This is a genomic window from Pseudomonas sp. E1MeOHC2 (assembly GCF_058745025.1).
In genome coordinates, this window is record NZ_CP196675.1 from 1,502,226 (window position 1) to 1,527,592 (window position 25,367).

The following is a 25,367-nucleotide window of genomic DNA, read 5'->3' on the forward strand; positions in this document are numbered from 1 at the left end:
AGTACCCCTGAACACAACGCATGAACCGTTTTAGTGGCTTACACTGCGTTAACCTCACCATTTGTTACAAAGGAATCGAACATGGGCATGATCAGTGAGTTCAAGGCCTTCGCGGTCAAAGGCAATGTCGTCGACATGGCGGTCGGTATCATCATTGGCGCGGCCTTCGGCAAGATCGTCTCGTCCTTCGTCGGTGACGTGGTTATGCCGCCACTGGGCTTGTTGATCGGGGGCGTGGACTTCAGCGACCTGGCCATCACCCTGAAGGCAGCAGAAGGCGATATTCCGGCAGTAGTGCTGGCCTACGGCAAGTTCATCCAGACCGTGATCGATTTCGTGATCGTCGCGTTCGCCATCTTCATGGGCGTGAAGGCGATCAACCGCCTCAAGCGCGAGGAAGCGGTGGCACCGAGCGCGCCGCCAGTACCGAGTGCCGAAGAGACGTTGCTGACCGAGATTCGTGACCTGCTCAAGACGCAGAACCAGAATCGCTTGCCCTGAAGTTGCTGGGGCCGCATTGCGGCCCCCTGCTTTACCAGTAGTTTTCTACCGCCACCTGCCCCGGCCGCTTGCTCAGGCTCAACTGCAGATCACGCGCTTTGAGCACCTTTCGCGTTTCATCGATCATCTCCGGGTTACCGCAGAGCATGATGCGCGAATGCTCAGGCGACAGCTCAAGCCCCGCCGCCTTCTCCAGCTCGCCATTCTCGATCAGCGTGGTAATGCGTGCATTCAACGCGCCCGGATGCTGTTCACGGGTCACCACCGGAATGAACTGCAGTTTGCCGGCGAACTCTGCCAGGTAATCGCGCTGTTCCAAGCCGGCGATTTCGTCGACGTAGGCCAGCTCCTTCGCCTCGCGTACCGAATACACCAGCTTGATGCTGTCAAAACGCTCCCAGGCCTCGAAGTCCTGCAGGATGGACATGAACGGTGCAATGCCGGTGCCGGTGGCCAGCAACCACAAGTCGCGGCCGCCGATGAAGCGGTCGAGGGTCAGGAAGCCGAAGGCCTGCCGGTCGATCAGCAAGCTGTCACCCTCGCCCAAGCGGCTCAGCTCGCTGGTGAACTCCCCTCCGGGCACCACGATCGAGAAGAAGTCGAGATGCTCGTCATGCGGCGCGCTGACCATGGAATAGGCGCGCCAGACCACGCTGCCATCGGCCTTGGTGACACCCAGGCGGGCAAACTGGCCAGCACGGAAGCGAAAACCCGCATCGCGCGTAACCCGCAGGCTGAAGAGGTTCGGCGTGAGTGGCTGAACATCGAGCAGTGTCTGGCGGGTGAACTTTTCGGCGCTGGCGGTCATATCGGGCTCCAAGGTTGACGTGCGCACAGTGTCGCGCAAAGTGGCCCGGATAAAAACCACCGGTTTGTAGGGCCTCAGCAGGGCGATGCTGCCTATTTCGCAGATAAACCTGATCGCTATAACAAAAAAAACCCAACACCATGGTAGGTCTTTTCCTACAATAACCCCGGTATGCAAATGGGTTGGATCCTGTTGCCCCTTAGGAGTGTTTCGGATGCTTCACTGGAAACCTGAGCACCTTCATCAATTTGTAAGCGAGCGATCCCCACGGAAGCTGTTCGATATCGCTGTGCACTTGGTGCAGGACTTGGGCATGGAACACCTCGGGCTGAACATTCGCATCCAGATCGCTACCCAGACACCCCGGTTGTACCTCTACAGCAACTACCCAACCGAGTGGATCGAGCGCTATCAGCACGATGAGTTCTACAAGCTGGACCCTGCAGCACGCGTGAGCCATAGCCAGACCACGCCCGTGCTATGGACCGACGAGCTGTATCGTGAGGTACCGCACTTTCGTGAAGCAGCCTGCAAGCACGGCCTGCGCCATGGCTGGACACAGTCGCTGCACGACCTGCAACACAATGAGAGCCAAGTCAGCGTCGCCCGGCCCGAAAAAAAAATAATGATCAACGAACTCTACGAAAAAGGCGGTAGCGTGCAGTGGGTGTGTCACACCTTGCATGCTGTGCTGTGCGAGCACCACCTGAGCGCACTCTGCCCACCGCAGCCAAAGATGAGCGAACGAGAACTGGAAGTGCTGAAGTGGTCGGCCGCCGGCAAGACCGCCGCCGACGTTGCCTGCATCCTGTCGCTGTCGCAAAGCACGGTGAACTTCCATATCCGCAGTGTGATCACCAAGACCAACGCCGCCAACAAGGCAGGCGCCATCGCCATCGCCGCCCTGCGTGGGTGGATCTGACAGCCATTTCTGCGACCTTCGGCAAAGCCCTGTAGAATTGCGCGGCAAAGCCCGCAGCGATCCGCAACGGGCAGATTCGTACCCGAGCCAGACGCCATGCCCCTGTTGACCACCCCCTACGCCGAACTCGACCTGATCCGCCAGCCGGACCAGGCAAACGACCCTCTGCAGGCCTTCGATGCCGCCGACGAGTACTTGCTCGCGCAACTGCATGAGCAGGCGCCAGACGCGCGCTACCGGGTGTTGGTGCTCAATGACAGCTTCGGTGCCCTGGCCGCCAGCCTGGCCGAGCAGCTGAACGTGGTCAGCAGCGGCGATTCGCACCTGGCGCACATGGCCCTGGAAAAAAACCTCGCCCGCAACGGCATGCCGTTCGACAGCGTGCCGTTCGTACCGGCCAGTGAGCCGTGGCAGGGCCCGTTCGACCGGGTGCTGGTACGCGTGCCCAAGACCCTGGCCTTGCTCGAAGAGCAACTCATCCGCCTGCAGGGCCACCTGGCGCCCGGTGCGCAGGTGATCGCCGGGGCGATGATCAAGCACTTGCCACGGGCCGCAGGTGACCTGCTGGAAAAGTACATCGGCCCGGTTCAGGCCTCGCTGGCGCAAAAGAAGGCCCGGCTGCTGACCGCCACCGTTGCCGACCGCCCAGCTGCACGCTCCCCCTACCCTAGCCGCTATCAGCTCGAATCGCCGGCCCTGGAACTGGTCAACCACGCCAATGTGTTCTGCCGCGATGGCCTGGATATCGGCACCCGCGCGTTTCTCCCGCACCTGCCGGGCAACCTGGGCCAGGCCCGTGTCGCGGACCTGGGTTGCGGCAACGGCGTATTGGCGATCGCCAGCGCACTGGCCAACCCCGAGGCCCATTACACCCTGGTCGACGAGTCGTACATGGCGGTGCAATCGGCCCGCGAAAACTGGCAGGCAGCGCTGGGCGAACGCCCCGCAGTGATGCTGGCGGCCGATGGATTGGCAGGTGTGGAAAAGCAGTCGCTGGACGTGGTGCTGTGCAACCCGCCGTTTCACCAGCAGCAGGTGGTTGGCGATTTCCTTGCCTGGCGGATGTTCCAGCAAGCCCGCGAAGCCTTGGTGGTGGGCGGTGCGCTGTATATCGTCGGTAACCGCCACCTGGGTTACCACAGCAAGTTGGCGCGGTTGTTCCGCGGGGTGGAGCAGGTAGCGGCGACGCCGAAGTTCGTGATTCTCAAGGCCCGCAAGTAAGGCTTGGGGGCGCATTGCGCCCCCCCGCTCAATCAATGGGTAGTCAACCCCGCCGCCCCCATGAACAGCCGCATCACGTAGGCCGCCACGCCCAGGGCCGCCACGCTCATCGCCCAGATCAGCACCAGCCAACCCAGCCGCTGCCACAGTGGCTTCTTCTCTTCCAAACCATGCTTGCCAGTCATCATGGGCGCCTCCTAGTGATAGCCGTCTTCATGGGTCACCTTGCCGCGGAACACGTAGTAGCTCCAGAAGGTGTACCCCAGGATGAACGGCAGGATGAACAACGTACCCACCAGCATGAACCCTTGGCTCTGCGGCGGCGCCGCAGCGTCCCAGATCGAGATCGACGGCGGGATGATGTTCGGCCACACGCTGATGCCCAGGCCGCTGTAACCGAGGAAGACCAGCACCAGGGTCAGCAGGAATGGCGTGTAGTTGGCATTGCGCGCGACCGCCTTGAGCAACCCGTAGAAGGTCACCAGCACCAGGATCGGCACCGGCATGAACCAGATCAGGTTAGGCATGCTGAACCAGCGCTCGGCGATCTGCGGGTAGGCGATCGGTGTCCACAAGCTGACGATACCGATCACCACCAGCAGCACCAGCGCCAACGGCCTGGCCAGGTCATGCATCTGCAACTGCAGCGGCCCTTCGGTCTTCATGATCAGCCAGGTGCAGCCCAGCAGGGTGTAGGCGACGATCAGGCCCAGGCCGCTGAACAGGCTGAACGGGGTCAGCCAGTCGAGCGTGCCACCGGCATAGTGGCGGTCGACGACCTTGAAGCCCTCGATGAACGCGCCCAGTGCAACACCCTGGAAGAAGGTCGCAATCAGTGAACCCCAGATGAACGCCTTGTCCCAGATGTGGCGTTTGTCGTCCTTGGCCTTGAAACGGAACTCGAAGGCCACGCCACGGAAGATCAGCCCGATCAGCATGAGGATCAGTGGCAGGTACAAGGCTTCGAGCACCACCGCATAGGCCATCGGGAAGGCCCCGAACAGCCCGGCGCCACCCAGCACCAGCCAGGTCTCGTTGCCGTCCCATACCGGGGCGACGGTGTTCATCATCACATCACGGTCACGCTCGCCCTTGACGAAGGGGAAGAGCATGCCGATGCCTAAGTCGAAACCATCCATCACCACGTACATCATGACGCCGAAGATGATGATCACGGCCCAGATCAGCGGAAGGTCGATACCCATGACTCAGTTCCCCTTGCTCAGGCTGACAGTGTTGGCCTCATGGCCATCATCGGCGGCGGACAGCGGCCGCGCCGGCGTGCGTTGCTGGCCAGGGCCACCCGGCGGCTGATGATCGCCTTCACCGGTATGCGGGCCCTTGCGCACCAGGCGCATCATGTAGCCAAGGCCGGTGCCGAACAGGGCGAAGTACACCACCACGAACGCCACCAGGGTGAAGCCCAGCTGGGCATAACTGTGGTTGGAGACGCCTTCGGAGGTACGCATCAGGCCGTACACCACCCACGGCTGGCGGCCGACTTCGGTGGTGAACCAGCCTGCGAGCAGGGCGATCAACCCGGAAGGGCCCATCCACAGGGTCAGGTAGAGGAACGGTCGTGAGCTGTACAACGTGCCACGCTTGCGCAGCCACAGGCTCCACAGGCCAACGAAGATCATCAGGAAACCAAGCCCGACCATGATCCGGAACGACCAGAACACGACGGCCGAATTGGGCCGGTCTTCGGGCGGGAAGTCCTTCATCGCTGGCACTTGCTTGTCCAGGCTGTGGGTCAGGATCAGGCTGCCAAGGGCCGGGATCTCGACCTTGAAGCGGGTGGTCTCGGCTTGCATGTCGGGGATGCCGAACAGGATCAGCGGGGTAGGCTCGCCCGGCACGTTCTCCCAGTGGCCTTCGATGGCCGCGATCTTCACCGGCTGGTGCTTGAGTGTGTTGAGGCCATGGAAGTCGCCGATCACAGCCTGGATGGGGGCGACGATCAGCGCCATCCACATGGCCATCGACAGCATCTTGCGCACGGCCGGGTTGTCACGCCCACGCAGCAGGTGCCAGGCCGCCGAGGCGCCGACGAAGAACGCAGTGGCGACGAACGCCGCCGTGGCCATGTGCATCAATCGGTAGGGGAACGAGGGGTTGAAGATCACCGCCAGCCAGTCCACCGGTACCACGCGACCATCGATGATTTCGTGGCCTTGCGGGGTCTGCATCCAACTGTTGGAGGCCAGGATCCAGAAGGTCGAGACCAGCGTGCCGAGCGCCACCATGACCGTGGCGAAGAAGTGCAGGCCACGGCCCACACGGTTCCAGCCAAACAGCATGACGCCCAAAAAGCCTGCCTCGAGGAAGAACGCCGTCAGCACCTCATAGGTCAGCAAGGGGCCGGTAACGGCGCCGGCGAAATCGGAGAAGCGGCTCCAGTTGGTGCCGAATTGATAGGCCATGACCAGGCCAGAGACCACGCCCATGCCGAAGTTGACGGCGAAGATCTTCGACCAGAAGTGGTAGAGGTCACGGTAGACCTGGTTGTGGCTCCGCAGCCAAAGGCCTTCGAGGACTGCCAGGTAGCTCGCCAGACCAATGGTGATGGCCGGGAACAAGATGTGAAAGGACACGGTAAACGCAAACTGGATTCGGGCGAGATCTAGGGCCTCTAAACCGAACATAGTGCTTCCTCTTCAGATAATCCGGCGTTCAGGCTCGTGGCCCTGGCGCCTACTGCCCCCACGGTATCGAGTGCGGCGAGTTGGAATTGTTCTGTGCAATCGCAGGGATTCCGGCCCAAAGGCCACATCGTCGGCTGATCGTTGCGTTTGCAACGATTGATCCAGGTCAACGACTGACTGGAAGCATAGTCCTGAATGGCCAGGCGGGCCGTGTGGTTGATTGCCGCGTGACCTGTTGCCCCACCCTCTTTCAGAAACGGTGAAAAAGTGCCGATCACGGCAAACAGTAACTGCTTGTTACAAACAGATGATAATCTGCCGACCCCTCTACTGCGCCGAGGCCACAGGTTTCCGATGCCCGATTCCGCACCGCAGTTGTTGCGCCATCATCGTCCTTTCCTCGCGTTCTGGCTGGCCCGTGTGTTCACCGCCAGCGGTTTCCAGATGCTCACCGTGGCCATCGGCTGGCACCTCTACCAGCTCACTGGCAATGTGCTCGACCTGGGCCTGGTCGGCTTGGTCGAATTCGCCCCGCGGGTACTGTTCATGCTGCACACCGGGCATGTCGCCGACCGCTATGACCGGCGCAAGGTCGCCGCCTTGTGCCAGAGCCTGCAGGGGCTGATCGCACTGGCCCTGGCAGTGGGCAGCGCCACCGACAACGTCAGCCGCGAGCTGATCTTCGCCCTGGCCTTCCTGCTGGGTGCCACGCGCTCGTTCGAGATGCCGGCGACCCAGGCCCTGCTGCCCAATGTCGTGCCGCCGGGGTTGTTCCCACGGGCGGTGGCGGCTTCGGCCTCGGCGACCCAGGCCGCCACCATCGTCGCCCCCGCAGTGGGCGGGTTGCTGTATGCCTTTGGCAGCATCTGGGTGTATGGGCCGACCGTGGCGCTGTACGCCATCGCCTGCGTGCTGACCTTGAGCCTGGATGCGCGCCAGCAAGTGCCCCAGCGTGGCCGGGCCAGCCTGGAGTCGCTGCTGGCTGGCGTGCGCTTCATCCGCAGCCGGCCCGACATTCTCGGAGCCATCTCGCTGGACCTGTTTGCCGTGTTGCTGGGCGGCGCTACCGCGCTGTTGCCGGTGTTTGCCAAGGACATCCTGCTCACCGGCCCCTGGGGCCTGGGCCTGCTGCGCTCGGCGCCGGCGGTGGGTGCGTTGCTGATGTCGCTGTGGTTGGCGCGCTTCCCGTTCGAGCGCAAGGTCGGGCGCACCATGTTCACGGCGGTGGGGGTGTTTGGCGTGGCGACCATCGCGTTTGGCCTGTCGACGTCGTTCTGGTTTTCGCTGGCGGTGCTGGTAGTGCTAGGGGCGGCGGACATGATCAGCATGGTCATCCGCAGTTCGTTCGTGCAGTTGGAGACACCGGATGAGATGCGCGGGCGGGTGAGTGCCGTGAACGGGTTGTTCATCGGTGCCTCGAACCAGCTCGGCGAGTTTGAATCGGGGGTCACGGCGCACTGGTTTGGCACAGTGCCGGCCGTGGTGTTGGGGGGCGTGGGCACGCTGGTGGTGACCGGGGTGTGGATAAAACTGTTCCCGACGCTGGCCAAGCGCGATCAGCTGCACAGCAAGGCCGCTGAATGAGCGCCGAGGCCGGCATGCGGGCTGCTCAGAGCATCAAGGTCATGCAACACTCGTAGCCGCTGCGGGCGCGGTAGCCATCGCCGCTGCCCACCCAGCCCGTGGCTCGGTACAACCCCAACGCCGGGTGGTTGTCGCGGTCGACCGACAATTGCAGGCATTCGACATCAGGCCACATCGCGCGCACCACAGCCGGCAAGGCTTGCATGCACCAGCGCCCCAAGCCACGCCCCTGGAACCGTTTGTCGACCTGCAAGGCCGTGATCATCGCCGCGCCCGCCTGGGCCCAGGTGGGCAGAAATACCCCGCGCTGGAGCAGCAACAACGCCCGCGGCACGCCATCGAGCACGAGCACCAGCGCACGCCGGTGATCGCTTTTACAGCTTTGCAACAGGTACACCGCGCTGGCCACATCACCGGCATAGCGCAGCTGCTCGGGGTGCAGTTGGATATCGAGCAGTTGAGCGCGCTGGGTTTGGTTCAGGTCACGGTAGTCCATCAGTTGCACAACGCTGCTCCCACGAAGCCGCAGACCGCACGGCGTAGAATCTGCAGTGTATCGCGACATTGATTACCGCTCACCGAGCATGCTGGTATGATGCGCGGCTTTTTTCCGCCCCAGATAAAACCACGGCAACCGGTACGGTCTGTGCTTTGCTGATGGGGTCGATACAAATCACGGCGCCGGGGGCGCCTTGGGGAGCGGGCATGCTGGAAAGGCTGTTTCAACTAAGAGCACACAACACCAACGTGCGCACCGAGATTCTTGCGGGCGTCACCACCTTCCTGGCCATGGCCTACATCCTGTTCGTCAACCCGAGCATCCTCGGCGAGACCGGTATGGACAAGGGTGCGATCTTCGTCGCCACCTGCCTGGCTGCGGCCATCGGTTCGACGACCATGGGCCTGATCGCCAACTACCCGATCGCGCTGGCGCCGGGCATGGGCCTGAACGCCTTCTTCACCTACACCGTGGTCCTGCACATGGGCCATACCTGGCAGGTCGCGCTGGGCGCGGTGTTCCTGTCGGCAGTGATGTTCTTCCTGTTGTCGATCTTCCGTATCCGCGAATGGATCGTGAACAGCATCCCGCTGCCGCTGCGCTCTGCCATCGCTGCCGGTATCGGTTTGTTCCTGGCACTGATCGCGCTGCATAACGCAGGTATCGTCGTCGATAACCCGGCCACCCTGGTAGGCCTTGGCGACCTCAAGCAGCCAGCACCGATCCTTGCCACCCTGGGCTTCTTCCTGATCGTCGGCCTTGAGTCGTTGAAGGTGCGTGGCGCGGTACTGATCGGCATTCTTGCCGTGACCATCGCGTCTATCGCGATGGGCGTGACGCCGTTCGCCGGCATCGTGTCCATGCCGCCATCGCTGGCACCGACCTTCCTGCAGTTGGACATCGCCGGCGCACTGGATGTGGGCCTGGTTAGCGTCATCTTCGCCTTCCTGTTCGTCGACCTGTTCGACAACTCCGGCACCCTGATCGGCGTGGCCAAACGCGCCGGCCTGATGGGCAAGGACGGCCACATGCCAAAAATGGGCCGCGCCCTGATTGCCGACAGCACCGCCGCCATGGCCGGCTCGCTGCTGGGCACCTCGACCACCACCAGCTACATCGAATCGGCCGCTGGCGTGAGTGCGGGCGGGCGTACCGGCCTGACCGCCATCGTGGTGGCCGTGCTGTTCCTGCTCGCGCTGTTCTTCGCCCCGCTGGCCGGTAGCGTACCGGCCTTCGCCACGGCGCCGGCGCTGCTGTTCGTCGCCGTACTGATGGCTTCGGGCCTGGCGGAAATAAACTGGGACGACGTCACCGAAGCCGCGCCCGTGGTGGTGACGGCCCTGGCCATGCCGCTGACCTACTCGATCGCCAACGGCATCGCCTTCGGCTTCATTTCCTGGACCGCCGTCAAGCTGATATCCGGTCGCCACCGCGACCTGAACCCGGCCTTGGTGATCCTTTCCATCCTGTTCGTTATCAAGCTGGGCTGGTTCAACGCATGAGTGCTGCTTTCGACCCCTCCTCCTACGCCACCCAGCTGGACGCCAAGGTTGCCCGGCTGCGCGAGCTGCTGGCGCCGTTCGGCGCGCCGGAACCGGCTGTTTTCGATTCGCCGCGCGAGCACTATCGCCTGCGCGCCGAGTTCCGCCTGTGGCGCGAGGACGGCCAGCGCCACTACGCGATGTTCGCCCCGGGCGAGAAGCACAAGGCGATTTTGATCGACGACTTCCCCATCGCCAGCGAGCGCATCAACGATCTGATGCCGCGCCTCAAGGCTGCCTGGCAAGCCAGCGAGGACCTGAGCAACCGCCTGTTCCAGGTGGAGTTTCTGACCACCCTGGCAGGCGATGCGATGGTCACCATGTGCTACCACCGCCCGCTGGACGAGGCATGGGAAGTGGCCGCGCGGCAACTGGCGGAAGAGTTGGGGGTAAACCTGATTGGCCGCTCCAAGGGCAAGCGCCTGGTGATCGGCCGCGACTACGCGGTAGAAAAACTGGACGTGGCTGGCCGCGTGTTCAGTTACCGCCAGCCGGAAGGTGCCTTCACCCAGCCCAATGGCGCGGTGAACCAGAAAATGCTGAGCTGGGCGTTCGACGCCATGGGCGAGCGTGAAGATGACCTGCTGGAGCTGTATTGCGGCAACGGCAACTTCACCCTGCCGCTGGCCACCCGCGCGCGCCAGGTGCTGGCGACCGAAATCAGCAAGACCTCGGTCAATGCGGCGCTGAGCAACCTCGATGAAAACGGCGTGGATAACGTGCGGCTGGTACGGCTGTCGGCTGAAGAGCTGACCCAGGCGCTGAACGAAGTGCGCCCGTTCCGTCGGCTGGAAGGGATCGACCTGAAAAGCCATGCGTTCGGCACCGTGTTCGTCGACCCGCCGCGTGCCGGGATGGACCCGGACACCTGCGAGCTGACCCGGCGTTTCGAGCGGATTCTGTACATCTCGTGCAACCCGGAAACGCTGGCGGCGAACATCGAGCAGTTGCAGGACACGCACCGTATCGAGCGCTGTGCGTTGTTTGACCAGTTCCCGTATACCCACCACATGGAAAGTGGGGTGTTGCTGGTTCGGCGATAACGGTTAGATGTTGGGGCCGCTCTGCGGCCCATTCGCGGGGCAAGCCCGCTCCCACAGGTCCGCATCAGTATTGAACACTGTGGGAGCGGGCTTGCCCCGCGAATGGGCTGCAAAGCAGCCCCAGCAGTATCAGAAGTCGAAGAACACCGTCTCCCCTTCCCCCTGAATACGGATATCGAACCGATACGCCGTCTTCCCGTCCACCTCGCAACGCTTGGCAATCAAGGTCTCACGGCGCTGTGGCTGCTCGATCAGGTTGAGCACCGGGCACTTGGCGTTGGCCTCGGCTTCATCATCGAAGTACAGACGTGTGTGCAGGTGGATGTTGATGCCACGGGCAAACAAGCTGAGGTTGATGTGCGGCGCCATCGGCACACCGGCCGCATTGTTCACCACACCCGGCTTCACCGTTTGTACAGTCCACTCACCGGCATCGAAGGTGGTGGCCGTGCGGCCGAAGCTGTTGAAGGCGTTTTCCAGGTTGTATTGATCCTGGTACTGGCCGGCGGCATCGGCCTGCCACAGCTCCAGGAACGAATCGCGCACCAGGTGCCCGTTACCGTCATAGACCTGGCCGATCAACAGAATGTGTTCGCCCGGCGCTTCTGGCTTGGCCAGGCAATTCCAGATTTCCTGGTCGCGGGTCGGGTTGCCGGCCGCTTCCAGGGCCAGGCCGATGTGGACGTAGGGGCCGGCAGTCTGCGAAGGGGTTTCCGGCAGCAGTTCGATTGGCATGGCGGGGTCCTCAGCAGTTTTCGAAGTGGGTCTTGCGCTGGCCGCGCAGCACGATGTCAAAGCGGTACGCCAGGCAGTCCATGGGGTTGGCGTTGCTCATGTCGAGCTTGGCGATCAACTGCTGCACGGCTTCTGGGTTGGCGATCGACTTGACGATCGGGCACTTGGGGATCAGTGGGTCGCCCTCGAAGTACAGCTGGGTAATCAGCTTGGTGGCGATCGACGGGCCGCTGATGCCGAAATGGATGTGCGCCGGGCGCCAATCATTCGGGCCATTGCGCCATGGGTACGGGCCGGGCTTGATGGTACGGAAGCTGTAGTAGCCGTCACGGTCGGTCAGGCAACGACCCACACCGCCGAAGTTCGGGTCCAGCGGGGCCAGGTAACGGTCGTTCTTGTGGCGGTAGCGGCCGCCAGCATTGGCCTGCCACATTTCCACCAGGGTGTTGGGCACAGGTTTGCCGTACTGGTCGACCACCCGGCCGGCAACGATGATGCGCTCACCGACCGGCAGGCCGCCGTTGTTGAAGTTCAGCAGCAGGTCATGGTCGTGGGCGCCGAAACCCAGGTGGGTGAAATCCGGGCCGGTGGTTTCGCTGATCGACTGCGGGATGCTGACCAATGCCTGGCGCGGCGAGCGGGCAATGGAAGTCTTGTAGTCGGGCGTCAGGGCTTTGGGGTGCCAGTTGCGATCACGGATCACGAAGCGGCTGGTGTCCTGGGCGGGCATGCCGTTTTCCTCTCTTGGAATTATCAAAACGCCTATACGGGGCAGGCGGACTTGCAGTTTCGGATAACCCGCGCAGGATGAATACTGAAATCGACCGTTCCATACATAACCATATGGTTATGGATTAGCACCTTTGCCTGACATCTCCCGCTTAGGTGAACTAATCTTTGTCTTCTTGTTTCACGCTCCGGAGAGCATTCATGGAATGGCGAAAAGGCCGACGCAGCGACAACGTGGTCGATGCCCGAGGCGAAGGTGGCGGTGGTGGCGGCATGCGCTTTGGCGGCGGCAAGGGCCTCGGGTTGGGGGCGATTCTGCTGATCGTGGGCATTGGCTGGCTCACCGGGCAAGACCCACTGCAGATTCTTGGCCAGCTCACCGGTCAAATGGAACAGCAACAGCAACAAGCGCCAAGCGGCGCAGGCAGCAAGGCGCCGCCGGCCAATGACCAGCAGGCCGAGTTTGTCGCCTCGGTGCTGGGTGACACTGAAGACACCTGGAAAGCGCTGTTCTCCCAGGCCGGCAAGCAGTACCGCGACCCCAAACTGGTGCTGTTCAACGGCCAGGTCAATTCTGCCTGCGGCTTTGCTTCGGCAGCGGTAGGCCCGTTCTATTGCCCGGCCGACCAGCGGGTCTACCTGGACATGTCGTTCTTCCGCGAGATGGAAACCCGCTTCGCCGCAGCGGGTGACTTTGCCCAGGCTTATGTCATCGCCCACGAGATCGGCCACCACGTGCAGACCCTGCTCGGCGTGTCGGCCAAGGTCGATGCCGCCCGCCGCAACGGGCAGCGCATGGAAGGCGACAACGGCTTGCTGGTACGCCAGGAACTGCAGGCCGATTGCCTGGCTGGGGTGTGGGCATATCAGGCGCAAAAACGCCTGAACTGGCTGGAGCCGGGTGACGTCGAGGAAGCGCTGAACGCGGCCAATGCCATTGGCGACGACCGCCTGCAGCAGAAAGGCCAGGGCCGCGTGGTACCCGACTCCTTCACTCACGGCACCTCGGCGCAGCGCGTACGCTGGTTCAAGGCGGGGTTTGCCGAGGGCGAGGTGAACAGCTGCGACACCTTCAGTGCGCGTAACCTCTGACACACGCTGGGGCTGCCTCGCGGCCCCCGCGCCACCTTAACGACAAGTTACAAATCAGCTGAAAAAGCGTTTCAGCTTCCCCCATCATTGCCGATAACCCCTGCACGAATCAGCGGGCATCCAGAACAACAACGCCTTGCGATCGACGATCAAGCGAGCGAAAACAACTTCTGGAGTGCGTGCATGAACAGCTGGTTTGCCAACATCAGCGTCAACCTCAAACTCGGCCTGGGCTTCGGCCTGGTACTGATCCTCACCGGCCTGCTGGCCCTGACCGGCTGGACCAGCCTGGGCAGCCTGATCGACCGCAGTAACTGGATGAGCGACATCAGCCAGCTCAACAAGGACCTGACCGATCTGCGCATCGCACGCCTGCAGTACATGATTGCCAATGGCGACGATGCGGCGGCGGCCAACACACTGGCCAAGCTGGAAGCCTTCAGCAACCAGCAGGCGCGCCTGGTCGATACGTTCAAGAGCCCGGATAACGTCAAGTTGCTGCACGAACTGGGGCAGACCATCAGCCAATACAAGGTGTCGCTGGGCACCATGCGTGCAGGCTACAACGCCACCCAGACCGCTCGCGAGGCGATGACCGCTTCGGCCGCCAAGGCTGACCAGGCCATGGATGCCATCAGCCAGGAAGTCATGGCACGCCCCGAAACCGATAGTGCGCGCCTGGCCCAGTACCAACTGATCAGCAAGGCTCGCCAGCAGCTGTTGCAGGTGCGCATCGACGTGCGCGGTTACATTGCCGACAACAGTGCGGTCAATGAGCAGGCCGCCCTACGCCAACTCGAAGCGGCACTGGCCGAGGTCGACACCCTCAAGCGCCAGCTGCCTGCCGCAGACGCGCGCCTGCAGCAGTTCGAACAGTCGGTGCAGGCCTACCGTGATGCCGTGCGCCAGTTCCGCGATGCGCTCGCCAATATCACCAGCGCGCGTGCCGAAATGACCGTCCAGGGCGCCGACATCGTCAAAACCAGCGACGCGTTGTACAAGATCCAGCTGGAGCGACGCGACATCGAAAGTGCGCAGGCCCGTAGCCTGCAGGCCATCGCAACCCTGCTGGCGTTACTGGTAGGCGTTCTGGCAGCGGTGCTCATCACGCGGCAGATCACCCGCCCGCTGCAGGAAACCCTGCAAGCCGTGGAACGCATCGCCGGCGGCGACCTGACGCACGACCTGCGCGTCACCCGCCGCGATGAACTGGGCGTGCTGCAACAGGGCATCGCCCGCATGGGCACCACCCTGCGTGAGCTGATCAGCGGCATCCGCGACGGCGTGACCCAGATTGCCAGCGCCGCCGAAGAGCTGTCGGCCGTGACCGAGCAGACCAGCGCAGGGGCCAACAGCCAGAAGGTCGAGACCGATCAGGTGGCCACCGCGATGCACGAAATGGCGGCAACCGTTCAGGAAGTCGCGCGCAACGCCGAGCAGGCCTCGCATGCCGCCACCGGTGCCGATGACGAAGCTCGCGCGGGTGATCGTGTGGTCGCTGAGGCCATCGGCCAGATCGAGCGCCTGGCCGAAGAAGTGCACCGTTCCACCGAAGCCATGAACCTGCTGCAACAGGAAAGCCAGAAGATCGGCAGCGTCATGGACGTGATCAAGTCGGTGGCCGAACAAACCAACCTGCTGGCGCTCAACGCCGCGATCGAAGCGGCCCGTGCTGGCGAGGCAGGGCGTGGTTTTGCCGTGGTAGCAGACGAGGTGCGCGGCCTGGCCCAGCGCACGCAGAAGTCCACCGAAGAGATCGAAGAGCTGATCGCCAGCCTGCAGCACGGCACCCAGCAAGTGGCCACGGCCATGCAGGGTAGCCGCACCCTGACCGACAGCAGTGTCGAGCTGGCGCGCAAGGCCGGCGCCTCGCTAGGAAGCATCACCGGCACGGTGTCGAACATCCAGTCGATGAACCAGCAGATCGCGGCGGCGGCGGAAGAGCAGAGCGCGGTGGCCGAAGAAATCAGCCGGAGCATTCTGAATGTGCGGGATGTGTCCGAGCAGACGGCGGCGGCCAGTGACGAGACGGCGGCGTCCAGCGTTGAGCTGGCGCGGTTGGGCGGGCAGTTGCAGATGATGGTGAGCCAGTTCCGCGTTTGACCTTTAGATAGCATTCGCGGGGCAAGCCCGCTCCCACAGGTTTACGCTCTCGGAAGGCAGCGGTAATCCTGTGGGAGCGGGCTTGTCCCGCGAAGAGGCCAGCACTGAGTCTACAGAATTACTTGACGATCATCCCCACCCCACGCCCACGCGGGTCAGAAGCCGTCTCAAGCTTGTCTCCGTTCACCCGGATCGCCTGGATATCGCCCATCTCCCAGCCCTGGTCCTCCAGCACATACCCCATTTTCTTCAAGTCATCCGCCACCGCTCCGGTCAGCGGTGCATAGCTGTCGAAATAGATAGTGTCTTTAGGCAGCAACTGATGGTGCACACGCTGCGCGGCCACTGCCTTCTCCAGCGGCATGTCGTAGTCGTACAGGTTGTTCATCACCTGGAAGATTGACGTGAAGATCCGCGAGCCCCCTGGCGTGCCGATCACGAGCTCGACCTTGCCATCGCGGGTCATCAGGCTCGGGCTCATGGATGACAGCATGCGCTTGCCCGGCTCGATGGCATTGGCATCACCACCGACCACGCCAAAGGCATTGGCCGCACCCGGCTTGGCGCTGAAGTCGTCCATCTCGTCGTTGAGCAGGAAGCCGGCGCCCTTGACCACCACACCACTGCCGTAGTCGAGGTTGAGGGTGTAGGTGTTGCTGACCGCGTTGCCCTGTTTGTCGACGATGGAGAAGTGCGTGGTCTGGTGCGGCTCCAAGCCCGGCTTGACGTCGTCAGTGACCGAAATGGCCTTGGGGTTGACCTGCGCGGCGCGCTTGGCCAGGTAGTCCTTGGCGATCAATTGATCGACCGGCACCTTGGTGAACGCCGGGTCGCCCAGGTAGTCGGCACGGTCGGCAAATACGCGCTTCTCGATCTCGGCGAGCAGGTGAATGTACTGCGCCGAGTTGTGCGCCACGCCCTTGAAGTCTGCCGCGCGGTCTTCCTTGATGCCCAGCAGCTGGGCCAGGGCAACGCCGCCGGAGCTTGGCGGTGGGGCGGTATAGACCACGTTGCCGCGCCAGCTCAGGGCCATCGGCTCGCGCCAGACGGCCTTGTAGTCCTTAAGGTCTTGCTTGGTGATCAGGCCTTTGTCCGCCTGCATTTGCGCCACCAGCAGGTCGGCGGTCTTGCCCTGGTAGAACTCGCTCACGCCCTTGTCGGCAATGCGTTCGAGGGTCTGGGCCATCTCGGGCTGCTTGAACAGCTCGCCCACCCTCATGGTGCCGAAGTAGTCGTTGAAGTTAGTCGCGGTCTTGAACAGGCCCTGGGCATCGTTGCGGTACTGGTACTGTTTTTCGGCAATCTTGAAGCCGTTTTTGGCGTAGCCGATGGCCGGCGTCAGCAACTCGCTCCAGGGCAACTTGCCAAATTTCTGGTGCGCCTCCCACAGGCCCATCACGGTGCCGGGTACACCCGCCGCGCGAACGCCGACCAGGCTGAGGTTCTCGATCACTTCGCCCTTGTCGTCCAGGTACATGTTGCGGCTGGCAGCCTTGGGCGCCACTTCGCGGTAGTCAAGGAAGTAGGGCTTGCCGTCGACGAACAGGGTCATGAAGCCACCGCCGCCGATGTTGCCGGCTTCAGGGTAGGTCACCGCCAGGGTGAAGGCCGTTGCCACAGCGGCGTCCACGGCGTTGCCGCCCTTTTTCAGAATATCGGCGGCCACCTGTGCGCCATATTGATCGGGCGCGGCCACCGCGCCCGCCTCCAGGGTGGCCGCAAAGGCCGATGAACAGCTCAGGAAAGCGGCTCCGAGGGCCATGGACTGGAACAGGACAATACGCATGACACTTCCTTGGTGTTGTTTTTGTTGATCACTCAGTAAGGCCGAAGCGTATCGACTGTGCAATCAAACGTAGGAAGTTTCGCCGCCTTTGGGCAGGATCTGTCGCGTTCAGGCAACTCAGCAGGCGTACATCGCCAGCTTGCGCTGGATGAAATCGAGGAAGCACTGGATGCGCAGCGCCAACTGCGTGTTGCGGTAGTACACCGCATGGATCGGCTGGCGATAGCCGTTGTTGGCGTCGCCCAGCAGCACCTGCAGGCGGCCAGTGCGGATGTCTTCGTGGGTCATGAAATGCGACAGGCTGACGATGCCCTCCCCGGCCAGGGCCAGTTGGCGCAGGGTTTCGCCGCTGGAGGCGATCAGCGCGGGGCGGATCGCCCAGCGGTCGCCCTGGGCATGGCGCAAGGGCCAGTGGTTGAGCGACTCGGGCTGGCTGAACCCGAGCAAGCAGTGGTTGGCCAGGTCTTCGACGCGCTGCGGGGTGCCGTGCCGTTCCAGGTAGGCGGGGCTGGCCAGCACCTGCACCGGGCTGCACCCCAGGTTGCGTGCATGCAGGCTGGAGTCGGCCAACTCGCCGATACGGATCGCCACATCGGTGCTTTGCTCCAGCAGGTCGATGATCAGGTCGTCGGTGTTGAGCTCCAGTTCGATGCCGGGGTACTGACGGCGGAACTCGCCGATCCAGGGCAGGATGGCGTGCAGCATGAACGGCGCCGCGGCGTTGATGCGCAGGCGCCCGGTGGCGGTCTGCCGGTTCATCGACAGGCGCTCTTCCATCTCGTCCATCTGTTCCAGGATCAAACGCGAGCGCTCAAGGAAAAAGCGGCCTTCTTCGGTCAGGTCCATGCGCCGGGTGGTGCGGTTGACCAGGGTGGTGCCGAGCTTGGCCTCCAGGCGCGACAGGGAGCGGCTGACGGCTGACGGGGTCTGGCCCATCTGCTCGGCTGCAGCAGAGATCGAGCCGCAGTCGATCACAGCGACGAATACCTGGAGTTCTTCTGATCGGGTTTTCACGTGTGGGCCTGTGTCTGATCTCGCCATGATTGATAACCGCTTGCAGACGGCAAGTCCAGCGATGTCAGTACCGGTTCTTTACTCAGCCTTGCCGAACACCTTGTCCAGGTGCGCTTCATACGCGGCCAATGCTGCCGGCACATCCGGGCGCTTCATCACATCCACCGCCAGGAAGGTCGGCAAACCGGTCATGCCAAGGAACTGGTTGGCCTTGTGGAACGGGAAATACACGGCGTCCACACCTTTGCCCTCGAAGAAGTCGCTGGGGTCGTCAAACGCCTGCTGTGGGGCATTCCAGGTCAGCGACAGCATGTACTGCTTGCCCTGGATCAGGCCACCGCTGCCGTACTTCTGCGAGGCATCCGAGCGGGTCCGGCCGTCGTTGGCGTACAGGCTGCCATGGCCTTCGGTGAAGACGTCATCGATGTACTTCTTCACCGTCCATGGCGCACCCATCCACCAACCTGGCATCTGATAGATCACCACGTCGGCCCAGAGGAACTTCTCGACTTCCTCTTGCACATCGTAGCCACCATCAATGAACGTCTGCCGCACGTCGAAACCGGCACGGTCCAGGTGAGCGATAGCGGCTTCGTGCAGGGTCGCATTGAGGCGGCCATCGGAGTGGGCGAACTGTTTACCACCGTTGAGCAAAAGGATCTTTTTCATGCTGGCCTCGATCTGGCGATTTCGACCCGAGGCCGTGTTGCCTCGATCGAATCAAATGGGATGACCGGCAGGTTAGAGACTCACTGGCAGGGGAAACAGCAGGTATGAGTCAAAATACAATTGCCCTGAAATCACGAATGCACAACCCATTATTGCCTTAGAATCGTTTCATCATTCACCAGCGAGTAGCGATCCATGAGCGAGCAGTACGCTTTCATCCTCAAAGCCAAGACCCGCCCGGAAATGGCCGAAGCTTTCGAAACCCTGTTCCGCGCCTATGTCGAGCCCAGCCGCCAGGAACCGGGCTGCATCGAGTACCACATGCTGCGCGACAAGGCCGACCCTAGCCTGTTCGTGTTCTACGAGGTGTGGGCAGACAAGGCGGCACTGGATGAGCACTCGGCCCTGCCGCACATGGTCGCGTTCTTCGAAAAACGCATGGACTACCTGGAGCGCGAGTTCGATATCCAGTTGATCGACATGCTCAGCGCCTCGTCTGCTAACCGTTGATCAGCAGATGGCCGCCGAGTACGGCCAGGCCGATGAAGAAGCAGCGCTTGAACAACGTTGCACTGATGCGCTGACGCAACCACTGCCCCGCCAGCATGCCGACCAGTGCCGGCGCCAGCATCAGCAATGAAGCACCCAGGGCCTGGCCGCCCAAGGCATCCTGCCCGGCCAGGCCCAGGGCCAACGCCAGGGTCGAGACCGTAAATGCCAGGCCCAGGGCCTGGATCATCTCGTCACGGTTCAGGCCAAGGCTTTGCAGGTACGGTACCGCCGGCATCACGAACACCCCGGTAGCGGCCGTCACCACACCCGTCACCATCCCGCAGAGCGGCCCCAGCCACCACTCCCACCTTTGTGCCACGCGCAACCCCGGGCCAAGCAGCCCGTACACCGCGTAGGCCAGCAGCGCGGCGCCCAGCGCATGCGCGGCCCACGCGCCACTGTTGATGCCCAGCCAGGCACTGCCGACCAGTGTGCCGACGAAGATCATGGCCAGCATCGGCCCCAGGCGTCGCAGCAACGCCAGCAGATGGCCCCCGGCAGCCAGTTGCCAGAGGTTGGTGAGGGTCGAAGGTACGATCAGCAACGCGGCAGCCTGCGCGGGCGGCATAGCCAGGCCAAGCAGGCCCATGGCGATGGTCGGCAGACCGAGGCCGATCACACCTTTGACAGTGCCTGCCAGAAAGAAGGTAATGACCACCAGCAGCGTCAATGCCGGGCCAATGGTCTGATAGAACGCGATCAAGGTATTCATGGGGCCATGATGGCGTGCGGCAGGCTGGCTGAAAATCTGCCATATACTCAGCCTGACTATTGCCAGGACAGAGGCACATGCATTTCGACCTCATCGACCTCACGCTTTTTCGCCATACCCTGGAGTGCGGCAACATTACTGCCGGCGCTCGCCGTAGTCATTTATCCCTACCTGCTGCCAGTGCGCGTATCCGAGCGATGGAAGCGTCACTGGGTACGCCATTGCTTGAACGCAATCGCCGGGGCGTGCAGCCGACCCCTGCGGGCCAGGCGCTGTTGCAGCATGCCCGGCTGATCGAGCAGCAGGTCGAGCGCTTGCAATTCGACCTGGCCCAGTATGCGCAGGGCCAGCAAGGCCAGGTGCGGCTGTTGTGCAACACGGCAGCCCTGACTGAATACTTGCCCGAATTGCTGGCCGGCTATCTGGCCGAGAACCCAGGCGTCAGTGTCGATGTCCAAGAGCTGCCGAGCTTGCGGATCGTGCAGTCGATCACCCAAGGCATGGCGGATCTGGGGATCATCTCGACCGCTGCGCCCAGTGAACATTTGCAGACCCTGCCGTTTCGCGATGACCCACTGGTGTTGGTGACACCCCTTGGGCATCCATTGGCGGAGCACCCTGCACCAAGCTTCATCGACAGCCTCGCCCATGGTCATGTCGGGCTGGGGGCGGACAGCGCATTGGCCTTGTATCTTGAGGAACAGGCTCTGCGTGAAGGCAGGCGAATGCGGGTGCGGGTACGTGCCGACGGCTTCGATGGGGTGCTGCGCATGGTGGCGGGGGGTGCCGGGGTCGGCATTGTGCCGCTGGCTTCGGTGCAACGCTGGCAAGGGCTGTTGCCACTGCACTGGGCGGCGCTTGGTGAGGACTGGGCCAATCGCCGGTTGCTGGTGTGCGCCCGGGACTTTGCGGCGTTGCCAGGGTATGCGGCGGGCTTGGTCAAGCGCTTGGCAAGCTGAGGATACATTCGGCCATACACGGTTTGTAGAAGCGTAAATCTGGCACCGGCGCTTGCGACCACTGGGGCGCTTTGACCACAATCATGCTGCACCACGAAAAGGAGTTTCCAGTGCCCTCAATCTACCAGCTCAAGCCACGCTTCCAGGCCCTGCTCCGGCCTGGCGTCAAGCGCCTCTATGAGCGCGGCGTCACGGCCAATCAGGTTACCGTCGCCGCCGCCCTCGTATCGATCCTGCTAGGCGTGCTGCTGGCAGGGCTCAGCCACATCACCTGGCTATTCATTCTGATCCCGGTGTGGATGCTGCTGCGCATGGCGCTCAACGCCGTCGACGGCATGCTTGCACGCGAATTCGGCCAGCAATCCAGGCTCGGCGCCTACCTCAACGAACTGTGCGACGTGATCGCCGATGCAGCGTTGTACCTGCCCTTCGCGCTGCTTGTCGGCGTATCTCCCACGCTGGTGGTGCTGGTGGTACTGAGCGCGACCTTCAGCGAATACGCCGGCGTCATGGGCCCGCTGGCGGGCGCATCGCGGCGCTACGACGGGCCGATGGGCAAGAGCGACCGGGCGTTTGCCTTCGGCGTCTTGGGCTCCGGCGTTGCCTTGGGCCTGCTCAACGCCACCTGGCTCAACGGCCTCTTGCTGGTCATCTTCGCGCTCTCGCTCTATACCCTCTACAACCGGGTTCGCCAAGGGCTGACCGAAGCCCGCTGAGCCTATCGCCGCCGGACAAGGATTCTCGCCATGCGCCAAGCGCAATCGCTGCATTTCTCCACCCATGACGGTGTCGAGTTGCACTACCGTCATTGGCCCGCAACCCGCAATGAACACCAGCCACGCCGCGCCGTGGTGATGTTCCACCGCGGCCACGAGCATGGCGGGCGCATGGCCCACCTGGCTGACGAGCTGGACATGCCGGGCTATGACTTTTTCGCCTGGGATGCCCGCGGCCACGGCCAGTCACCGGGGGCACGTGGTGACAGCCCGGGGTTTGCCACCAGCGTGCGCGACGTACAAACCTTCATTGAGCATCTGCAGACCGTGCACGGCATCGCCGAGCAGGACATGGTGGTGCTGGCGCAAAGCGTCGGCGCCGTGCTGATCGCCACCTGGGCCCACGACTACGCGCCCAAGGTGCGCTGCCTGGTGCTGGCTTCACCGGCGTTCAAGGTAAAGCTGTATGTGCCCTTCGCACGGCCTGGCCTGAAACTGCTCAAGGCCGTGCGCGGCAACTTCTTCGTCAACAGCTACGTCAAACCGCGCCTGCTCACCCATGACCCCGAGCGGGTCATGTCGTATGTGGCCGACCCGCTGATCAGCCGACCGATTTCGGTGACCATGCTGCTGGGCCTGTATGAAGCGGCCGACCGCGTGGTGGCTGACGCCCAGGCCATCCAGGTGCCGACCCAGTTGCTGGTCTCTGGTGCGGACCTTGTGATCGAGCGCAAACCGCAGGCGCGTTTCTTCGAGCGCCTGGGCAGTGCACGCAAGGAAATACACACGCTCCCGGGGTTTTTCCACGACACCCTCGGCGAACGGGACCGCGCCCATGTGCTCAAGCGTATCGAGCGCTTCGTCGCGCATTGTTTCGACAGCCCTGTGCCCGCACCGTCGCTGCTCGACGCCGACAAGGCCGGTGCCAGCTGCGCCGAGGCCGAGAGCCTGGCCGCGCCCCTGCCACGCCACTCGCCCCGCGACCTCTACTGGCGCGCCACCCGTGCAGGCCTGAACCTGGGCAAAGGGCTGGCCGAGGGCGTGAAGCTGGGTTTTGACACCGGCTTCGACTCGGGCAGCACCCTCGATTACGTCTACCGCAACCAGCCCACAGGCAAAGGCAAGCTGGGCCGCATGATCGACCAGAACTACCTCGACGCCATTGGCTGGCGCGGCATTCGCCAGCGCAAACTGCACGTCGAAGAGTTGCTGCGCGAGGCCATCGCCCGCCTACGCGCCCAACAGCGGCCGGTTCATATCGTCGACATCGCCGCCGGCCATGGTCGTTACATCCTCGAAGCCTTGCAGGAACTCGAACAACTGCCTGACTCGATCCTGCTGCGCGACTACAGCGAGCTGAACGTGCAACAAGGCAGCGCATTGATCGCCGAAAAAGGCCTGAGCGATGTTGCCCGTTTCGTCCAGGGCGATGCCTTCGATCGCGCCAGCCTCGCGGCCCTGCAGCCAGGCCCTACGCTGGCGGTGGTGTCTGGCCTGTACGAACTGTTCCCCAGCAACACGCTGGTGAGCAACTCCTTGGCTGGCCTTGCCGATGCCGTCGAAGATGGCGGTTACCTGGTCTACACCGGCCAGCCCTGGCACCCGCAACTGGAAATGATCGCCCGTGCCCTGACCAGCCATCGCGGCGGTGAGGCGTGGGTGATGCGCCGGCGCAGCCAAGCCGAAATGGACCAACTGGTCGAGGCGGCGGGCTTTCGCAAACTGGCCCAGCGCATCGACGAGTGGGGCATCTTCAGCGTCAGCCTGGCGCAACGGGTGCGTGAATGAGCCCAGCGCGTGAGCCCGGGTTGATTCGCCGTGGCGTGCTCTGGCTACTGCTGCTGGGGCCGTTCTTCTTCCTCAGCTATGGGCTGGTAAACACCCACACCGCCAGCCGTAGTGATGTCGGCAGCCTGGTGTTCGGCTGGGAACACAGCATGCCACTGTGGCCTTGGACGATCATCCCGTACTGGTCGATCGACCTGCTTTACGGCTTGTCCTTCCTGCTGCCACGCACCCGCCAGGAGATGGACCGGCATGCTTTGGCGCTGCTCACGGCACAGGTGATCAGCGTCAGCTGCTTCCTGCTCTGGCCACTGCGCTTTACCTTCGAGCGGCCCGAAATGAGCGGGCTGTTCGGCTGGCTGTTCGAGGTGCTGATGGGCTTTGACAAGCCTTACAACCAGGCGCCGTCGCTGCACATCGCGCTGCTGGTGATCATCTGGGCGATGTTCGCCCGGCACGTGCACCGCCAGCCCTGGCGCTGGCTCATGCATGGCTGGATGGCGTTGATTGGCGTGTCGGTGCTGACCACCTGGCAGCATCACTTCATCGACGTGCCCACCGGGGCGTTGGCAGGGTTTGTCTGCCTGTGGCTATGGCCGTGGCACGGTCGCCTGCCATGGCAGCAGGCCCGCCTTGCCCGTGATCGCAAACGCTGGCGGGTGGCGCTGTGCTATGGCCTTGGCGCCTTGCTGTGTGCGCTACCGGCGTTCGCATCAGGTGGCGCGGGGTTGTGGCTGTCATGGCCGGGCGTGGCGCTGCTGTGGGTGGCACTGAACTACGGCGTGTTCGGCGCGGGTGGTTTTCAGAAGGGCGCCGATGGGCGCTTGTCCAATGCGGCGACCTGGCTGCTGTGGCCCTATCTGATAGGGGCGTGGATCAATTCCAGGTTATGGACACGGCACCACCCGCAGGCGGATGAGGTGTGTGACGGGGTATTCCTGGGGCGTATTCCAGGGCGTGGCGAGGGCGCGCAGTTTGCTGCCATCGTCGACCTGTGCGCTGAACTGCCGTGCCGCGATGGGCCTGCTGCCACAGGCCAGTACTATCGATCTGTTCCCACCCTGGACCTGATTGTCCCCGACAGCAAGCTGTTGCACGAAGCGGCAAACGCCATCGAGCAACTGCGCCAGCAAGGCCCCCTGCTGGTCTGCTGCGCCCTGGGCTATTCCCGCAGCGCCAGCGCCGTGGCGGCCTGGCTGGTACTCACGGGCCGATGCGCCGACCCCGCCCAGGCCGAACAGCTGATCCGCAGCGCACGCCCTGGCGTGGTCTTGCACGCCGCCCATCGACAGGCCCTGCAACAGCTTGGAGCACGCCCATGAACCTGCACCTGACGGCCAGCCTGCTGGCCCGTGGCAGCCAGTTGGAGCGCCTGTCGGACGGCATCACGCTGCTGGCCCTGGGCTTTGGCCTGGCGCCACTGCTGGGTGCCTCGCTGCATCCATTGTGCAGTTTGTTGTGCGCGGTGCTGCTAGCGCTCGGTGTGCTGCACAAGTATTGGGCCATCCGCGTGGCCCTGGACGCCGAACTGTTCACCCGCCTCGGCGCCAGCCAAGACCTGCCTGCAGACACACAAGCGCTGGACCGCGCCCTGTTCGACCTCAACCTCAAACCGCACGCCAAGGATACCCGCGACTGGCCCGCCCGCAGCCAGGCCGCGCTGGCCCTGCTGCGCCGCCAGGCTGTGTGCCTGGGCCTGCAACTGGCGCTGACCTTGGCTACCCTGCTGACACTGCCTTTCACCGGATGAC

The 25,367-nt window shown here is 63.2% G+C and carries 25 protein-coding genes; 14 read left to right on the top strand and 11 right to left on the bottom strand.

The features are described 5' to 3' along the window. The first annotated feature begins 81 nt into the window (after nt 1–81). Complete coding sequence (gene mscL, locus ACSSU5_RS06690) at nt 82–501, top strand: large-conductance mechanosensitive channel protein MscL (protein ID WP_027595230.1); 420 nt, start codon at nt 82–84, stop codon at nt 499–501. Nucleotides 502–532: 31 nt separating this feature from the next. Here the strand turns inward: mscL and ACSSU5_RS06695 are convergent, their stop codons facing one another. After that, nucleotides 533–1,309, bottom strand: a complete 777-nt coding sequence (locus ACSSU5_RS06695) for a ferredoxin--NADP reductase (RefSeq protein ID WP_264311591.1) — start codon at nt 1,307–1,309, stop codon at nt 533–535. A 214-nt stretch (nt 1,310–1,523) separates the two neighbouring features. Between ACSSU5_RS06695 and ACSSU5_RS06700 the strand changes: the two genes are divergently transcribed. Beyond that, nucleotides 1,524–2,231, top strand: a complete 708-nt coding sequence (locus ACSSU5_RS06700; protein WP_492560844.1) for an autoinducer binding domain-containing protein — start codon at nt 1,524–1,526, stop codon at nt 2,229–2,231. 96 nt (nt 2,232–2,327) lie between these two features. Then, the gene (locus ACSSU5_RS06705) at nt 2,328–3,452 is read left to right on the top strand and encodes a methyltransferase (protein WP_492560845.1); all 1,125 of its coding nucleotides are present in this window, start codon (nt 2,328–2,330) and stop codon (nt 3,450–3,452) included. Nucleotides 3,453–3,484: 32 nt separating this feature from the next. Here ACSSU5_RS06705 and ACSSU5_RS06710 read toward each other — a convergent pair whose 3' ends face one another. The 3 genes from ACSSU5_RS06710 to ACSSU5_RS06720 are packed head-to-tail and all read right to left on the bottom strand — an operon-like array spanning nt 3,485 to nt 6,097. Next, nucleotides 3,485–3,640 (bottom strand): DUF2474 domain-containing protein, encoded by a 156-nt coding sequence (locus tag ACSSU5_RS06710; RefSeq protein WP_081717522.1) that lies wholly within the window; start codon nt 3,638–3,640, stop codon nt 3,485–3,487. A 9-nt stretch (nt 3,641–3,649) separates the two neighbouring features. Next, nucleotides 3,650–4,657 (bottom strand): cytochrome d ubiquinol oxidase subunit II, encoded by a 1,008-nt coding sequence (gene cydB / locus ACSSU5_RS06715; RefSeq protein WP_264311588.1) that lies wholly within the window; start codon nt 4,655–4,657, stop codon nt 3,650–3,652. Between the two features lie 3 nt (nt 4,658–4,660). Continuing rightward, nucleotides 4,661–6,097, bottom strand: coding sequence for a cytochrome ubiquinol oxidase subunit I (locus ACSSU5_RS06720; protein ID WP_492560846.1), 1,437 nt, complete (start codon nt 6,095–6,097; stop codon nt 4,661–4,663). A 354-nt stretch (nt 6,098–6,451) separates the two neighbouring features. Here ACSSU5_RS06720 and ACSSU5_RS06725 point away from each other — a divergent pair, with 354 nt between their 5' ends. Next, entirely contained in the window at nt 6,452–7,681 is a 1,230-nt protein-coding gene (locus ACSSU5_RS06725; protein WP_264311586.1) for an MFS transporter, read from the top strand. A 25-nt stretch (nt 7,682–7,706) separates the two neighbouring features. On the opposite strand, the gene ACSSU5_RS06730 is transcribed toward ACSSU5_RS06725, so the two are convergent. Beyond that, nucleotides 7,707–8,177 (bottom strand): GNAT family N-acetyltransferase, encoded by a 471-nt coding sequence (locus ACSSU5_RS06730; protein WP_492561304.1) that lies wholly within the window; start codon nt 8,175–8,177, stop codon nt 7,707–7,709. Between the two features lie 209 nt (nt 8,178–8,386). Between ACSSU5_RS06730 and ACSSU5_RS06735 the strand changes: the two genes are divergently transcribed. Both ACSSU5_RS06735 and trmA read left to right on the top strand, forming a co-directional pair. Then, complete coding sequence (locus ACSSU5_RS06735) at nt 8,387–9,682, top strand: NCS2 family permease (RefSeq protein ID WP_264311585.1); 1,296 nt, start codon at nt 8,387–8,389, stop codon at nt 9,680–9,682. Next, a complete protein-coding gene (gene trmA / locus ACSSU5_RS06740) occupies nt 9,679–10,764 on the top strand; it encodes a tRNA (uridine(54)-C5)-methyltransferase TrmA (RefSeq protein WP_492560847.1) in 1,086 nt (361 codons plus the stop codon). Before ACSSU5_RS06735 ends, trmA begins: the two co-directional genes overlap by 4 nt. A gap of 129 nt (nt 10,765–10,893) precedes the next feature. Here trmA and pcaG read toward each other — a convergent pair whose 3' ends face one another. Together pcaG and pcaH are read right to left on the bottom strand one after the other, a co-directional pair. After that, nucleotides 10,894–11,499: a protocatechuate 3,4-dioxygenase subunit alpha gene (gene pcaG / locus ACSSU5_RS06745; RefSeq protein ID WP_264311582.1), complete on the bottom strand. Its 606-nt coding sequence runs from the start codon at nt 11,497–11,499 to the stop codon at nt 10,894–10,896. Nucleotides 11,500–11,509: 10 nt separating this feature from the next. Beyond that, entirely contained in the window at nt 11,510–12,229 is a 720-nt protein-coding gene (gene pcaH / locus ACSSU5_RS06750) for a protocatechuate 3,4-dioxygenase subunit beta (RefSeq protein ID WP_033702953.1), read from the bottom strand. 200 nt (nt 12,230–12,429) lie between these two features. Here pcaH and ypfJ point away from each other — a divergent pair, with 200 nt between their 5' ends. Then, on the top strand, nt 12,430–13,320 hold the full coding sequence (ypfJ, locus tag ACSSU5_RS06755; RefSeq protein WP_264311580.1) for a KPN_02809 family neutral zinc metallopeptidase: 891 nt from the start codon (nt 12,430–12,432) through the stop codon (nt 13,318–13,320). A 183-nt stretch (nt 13,321–13,503) separates the two neighbouring features. After that, a complete protein-coding gene (locus ACSSU5_RS06760; protein ID WP_264311579.1) occupies nt 13,504–15,423 on the top strand; it encodes a methyl-accepting chemotaxis protein in 1,920 nt (639 codons plus the stop codon). 118 nt (nt 15,424–15,541) lie between these two features. Here the strand turns inward: ACSSU5_RS06760 and ggt are convergent, their stop codons facing one another. The 3 genes from ggt to mdaB all read right to left on the bottom strand — a co-directional run bounded on the left by ggt (nt 15,542) and on the right by mdaB (nt 18,892). Further along, nucleotides 15,542–17,209 carry a gamma-glutamyltransferase gene (gene ggt, locus ACSSU5_RS06765; RefSeq protein WP_492560848.1) on the bottom strand — a complete coding sequence of 556 codons (1,668 nt, stop codon included), beginning with the start codon at nt 17,207–17,209 and terminating at the stop codon, nt 15,542–15,544. A 117-nt stretch (nt 17,210–17,326) separates the two neighbouring features. After that, nucleotides 17,327–18,223, bottom strand: coding sequence for a LysR family transcriptional regulator (locus ACSSU5_RS06770; RefSeq protein ID WP_264311577.1), 897 nt, complete (start codon nt 18,221–18,223; stop codon nt 17,327–17,329). Nucleotides 18,224–18,301: 78 nt separating this feature from the next. Further along, nucleotides 18,302–18,892 carry an NADPH:quinone oxidoreductase MdaB gene (mdaB, locus tag ACSSU5_RS06775; RefSeq protein WP_492560849.1) on the bottom strand — a complete coding sequence of 197 codons (591 nt, stop codon included), beginning with the start codon at nt 18,890–18,892 and terminating at the stop codon, nt 18,302–18,304. A gap of 195 nt (nt 18,893–19,087) precedes the next feature. Here mdaB and ACSSU5_RS06780 point away from each other — a divergent pair, with 195 nt between their 5' ends. After that, nucleotides 19,088–19,402: a putative quinol monooxygenase gene (locus ACSSU5_RS06780; RefSeq protein ID WP_492560850.1), complete on the top strand. Its 315-nt coding sequence runs from the start codon at nt 19,088–19,090 to the stop codon at nt 19,400–19,402. On the opposite strand, the gene ACSSU5_RS06785 is transcribed toward ACSSU5_RS06780, so the two are convergent. Beyond that, on the bottom strand, nt 19,392–20,156 hold the full coding sequence (locus ACSSU5_RS06785) for a sulfite exporter TauE/SafE family protein (RefSeq protein WP_492560851.1): 765 nt from the start codon (nt 20,154–20,156) through the stop codon (nt 19,392–19,394). The two genes, ACSSU5_RS06780 and ACSSU5_RS06785, sit on opposite strands and share 11 nt — an antisense overlap. Nucleotides 20,157–20,233: 77 nt before the next feature. Between ACSSU5_RS06785 and ACSSU5_RS06790 the strand changes: the two genes are divergently transcribed. The 5 genes from ACSSU5_RS06790 to ACSSU5_RS06810 all read left to right on the top strand — a co-directional run bounded on the left by ACSSU5_RS06790 (nt 20,234) and on the right by ACSSU5_RS06810 (nt 25,366). Then, nucleotides 20,234–21,115 (top strand): LysR family transcriptional regulator, encoded by an 882-nt coding sequence (locus tag ACSSU5_RS06790; protein WP_492560852.1) that lies wholly within the window; start codon nt 20,234–20,236, stop codon nt 21,113–21,115. 110 nt (nt 21,116–21,225) lie between these two features. Then, nucleotides 21,226–21,831, top strand: coding sequence for a CDP-alcohol phosphatidyltransferase family protein (locus tag ACSSU5_RS06795; protein ID WP_492560853.1), 606 nt, complete (start codon nt 21,226–21,228; stop codon nt 21,829–21,831). 30 nt (nt 21,832–21,861) lie between these two features. After that, nucleotides 21,862–23,619 (top strand): bifunctional alpha/beta hydrolase/class I SAM-dependent methyltransferase, encoded by a 1,758-nt coding sequence (locus ACSSU5_RS06800; RefSeq protein WP_492560854.1) that lies wholly within the window; start codon nt 21,862–21,864, stop codon nt 23,617–23,619. After that, nucleotides 23,616–24,938, top strand: a complete 1,323-nt coding sequence (locus ACSSU5_RS06805; RefSeq protein WP_492560855.1) for a phosphatase PAP2/dual specificity phosphatase family protein — start codon at nt 23,616–23,618, stop codon at nt 24,936–24,938. Before ACSSU5_RS06800 ends, ACSSU5_RS06805 begins: the two co-directional genes overlap by 4 nt. Beyond that, nucleotides 24,935–25,366, top strand: coding sequence for a hypothetical protein (locus ACSSU5_RS06810; protein WP_492560856.1), 432 nt, complete (start codon nt 24,935–24,937; stop codon nt 25,364–25,366). Before ACSSU5_RS06805 ends, ACSSU5_RS06810 begins: the two co-directional genes overlap by 4 nt. The last annotated feature ends 1 nt before the right edge of the window (nt 25,367 follow it).

Bases quoted from the DNA above. Each gene is read 5' to 3' on its own strand.
- mscL (WP_027595230.1), top strand. From the start codon at position 82: ATGGGCATGATCAGTGAGTTCAAGGCCTTCGCGGTCAAAGGCAATGTC.
- ACSSU5_RS06695 (WP_264311591.1), bottom strand. From the start codon at position 1,309: ATGACCGCCAGCGCCGAAAAGTTCACCCGCCAGACACTGCTCGATGTT.
- ACSSU5_RS06700 (WP_492560844.1), top strand. From the start codon at position 1,524: ATGCTTCACTGGAAACCTGAGCACCTTCATCAATTTGTAAGCGAGCGA.
- ACSSU5_RS06705 (WP_492560845.1), top strand. From the start codon at position 2,328: ATGCCCCTGTTGACCACCCCCTACGCCGAACTCGACCTGATCCGCCAG.
- ACSSU5_RS06710 (WP_081717522.1), bottom strand. From the start codon at position 3,640: ATGATGACTGGCAAGCATGGTTTGGAAGAGAAGAAGCCACTGTGGCAG.
- cydB (WP_264311588.1), bottom strand. From the start codon at position 4,657: ATGGGTATCGACCTTCCGCTGATCTGGGCCGTGATCATCATCTTCGGC.
- ACSSU5_RS06720 (WP_492560846.1), bottom strand. From the start codon at position 6,097: ATGTTCGGTTTAGAGGCCCTAGATCTCGCCCGAATCCAGTTTGCGTTT.
- ACSSU5_RS06725 (WP_264311586.1), top strand. From the start codon at position 6,452: ATGCCCGATTCCGCACCGCAGTTGTTGCGCCATCATCGTCCTTTCCTC.
- ACSSU5_RS06730 (WP_492561304.1), bottom strand. From the start codon at position 8,177: ATGGACTACCGTGACCTGAACCAAACCCAGCGCGCTCAACTGCTCGAT.
- ACSSU5_RS06735 (WP_264311585.1), top strand. From the start codon at position 8,387: ATGCTGGAAAGGCTGTTTCAACTAAGAGCACACAACACCAACGTGCGC.
- trmA (WP_492560847.1), top strand. From the start codon at position 9,679: ATGAGTGCTGCTTTCGACCCCTCCTCCTACGCCACCCAGCTGGACGCC.
- pcaG (WP_264311582.1), bottom strand. From the start codon at position 11,499: ATGCCAATCGAACTGCTGCCGGAAACCCCTTCGCAGACTGCCGGCCCC.
- pcaH (WP_033702953.1), bottom strand. From the start codon at position 12,229: ATGCCCGCCCAGGACACCAGCCGCTTCGTGATCCGTGATCGCAACTGG.
- ypfJ (WP_264311580.1), top strand. From the start codon at position 12,430: ATGGAATGGCGAAAAGGCCGACGCAGCGACAACGTGGTCGATGCCCGA.
- ACSSU5_RS06760 (WP_264311579.1), top strand. From the start codon at position 13,504: ATGAACAGCTGGTTTGCCAACATCAGCGTCAACCTCAAACTCGGCCTG.
- ggt (WP_492560848.1), bottom strand. From the start codon at position 17,209: ATGCGTATTGTCCTGTTCCAGTCCATGGCCCTCGGAGCCGCTTTCCTG.
- mdaB (WP_492560849.1), bottom strand. From the start codon at position 18,892: ATGAAAAAGATCCTTTTGCTCAACGGTGGTAAACAGTTCGCCCACTCC.
- ACSSU5_RS06780 (WP_492560850.1), top strand. From the start codon at position 19,088: ATGAGCGAGCAGTACGCTTTCATCCTCAAAGCCAAGACCCGCCCGGAA.
- ACSSU5_RS06785 (WP_492560851.1), bottom strand. From the start codon at position 20,156: ATGAATACCTTGATCGCGTTCTATCAGACCATTGGCCCGGCATTGACG.
- ACSSU5_RS06790 (WP_492560852.1), top strand. From the start codon at position 20,234: ATGCATTTCGACCTCATCGACCTCACGCTTTTTCGCCATACCCTGGAG.
- ACSSU5_RS06800 (WP_492560854.1), top strand. From the start codon at position 21,862: ATGCGCCAAGCGCAATCGCTGCATTTCTCCACCCATGACGGTGTCGAG.
- ACSSU5_RS06805 (WP_492560855.1), top strand. From the start codon at position 23,616: ATGAGCCCAGCGCGTGAGCCCGGGTTGATTCGCCGTGGCGTGCTCTGG.
- ACSSU5_RS06810 (WP_492560856.1), top strand. From the start codon at position 24,935: ATGAACCTGCACCTGACGGCCAGCCTGCTGGCCCGTGGCAGCCAGTTG.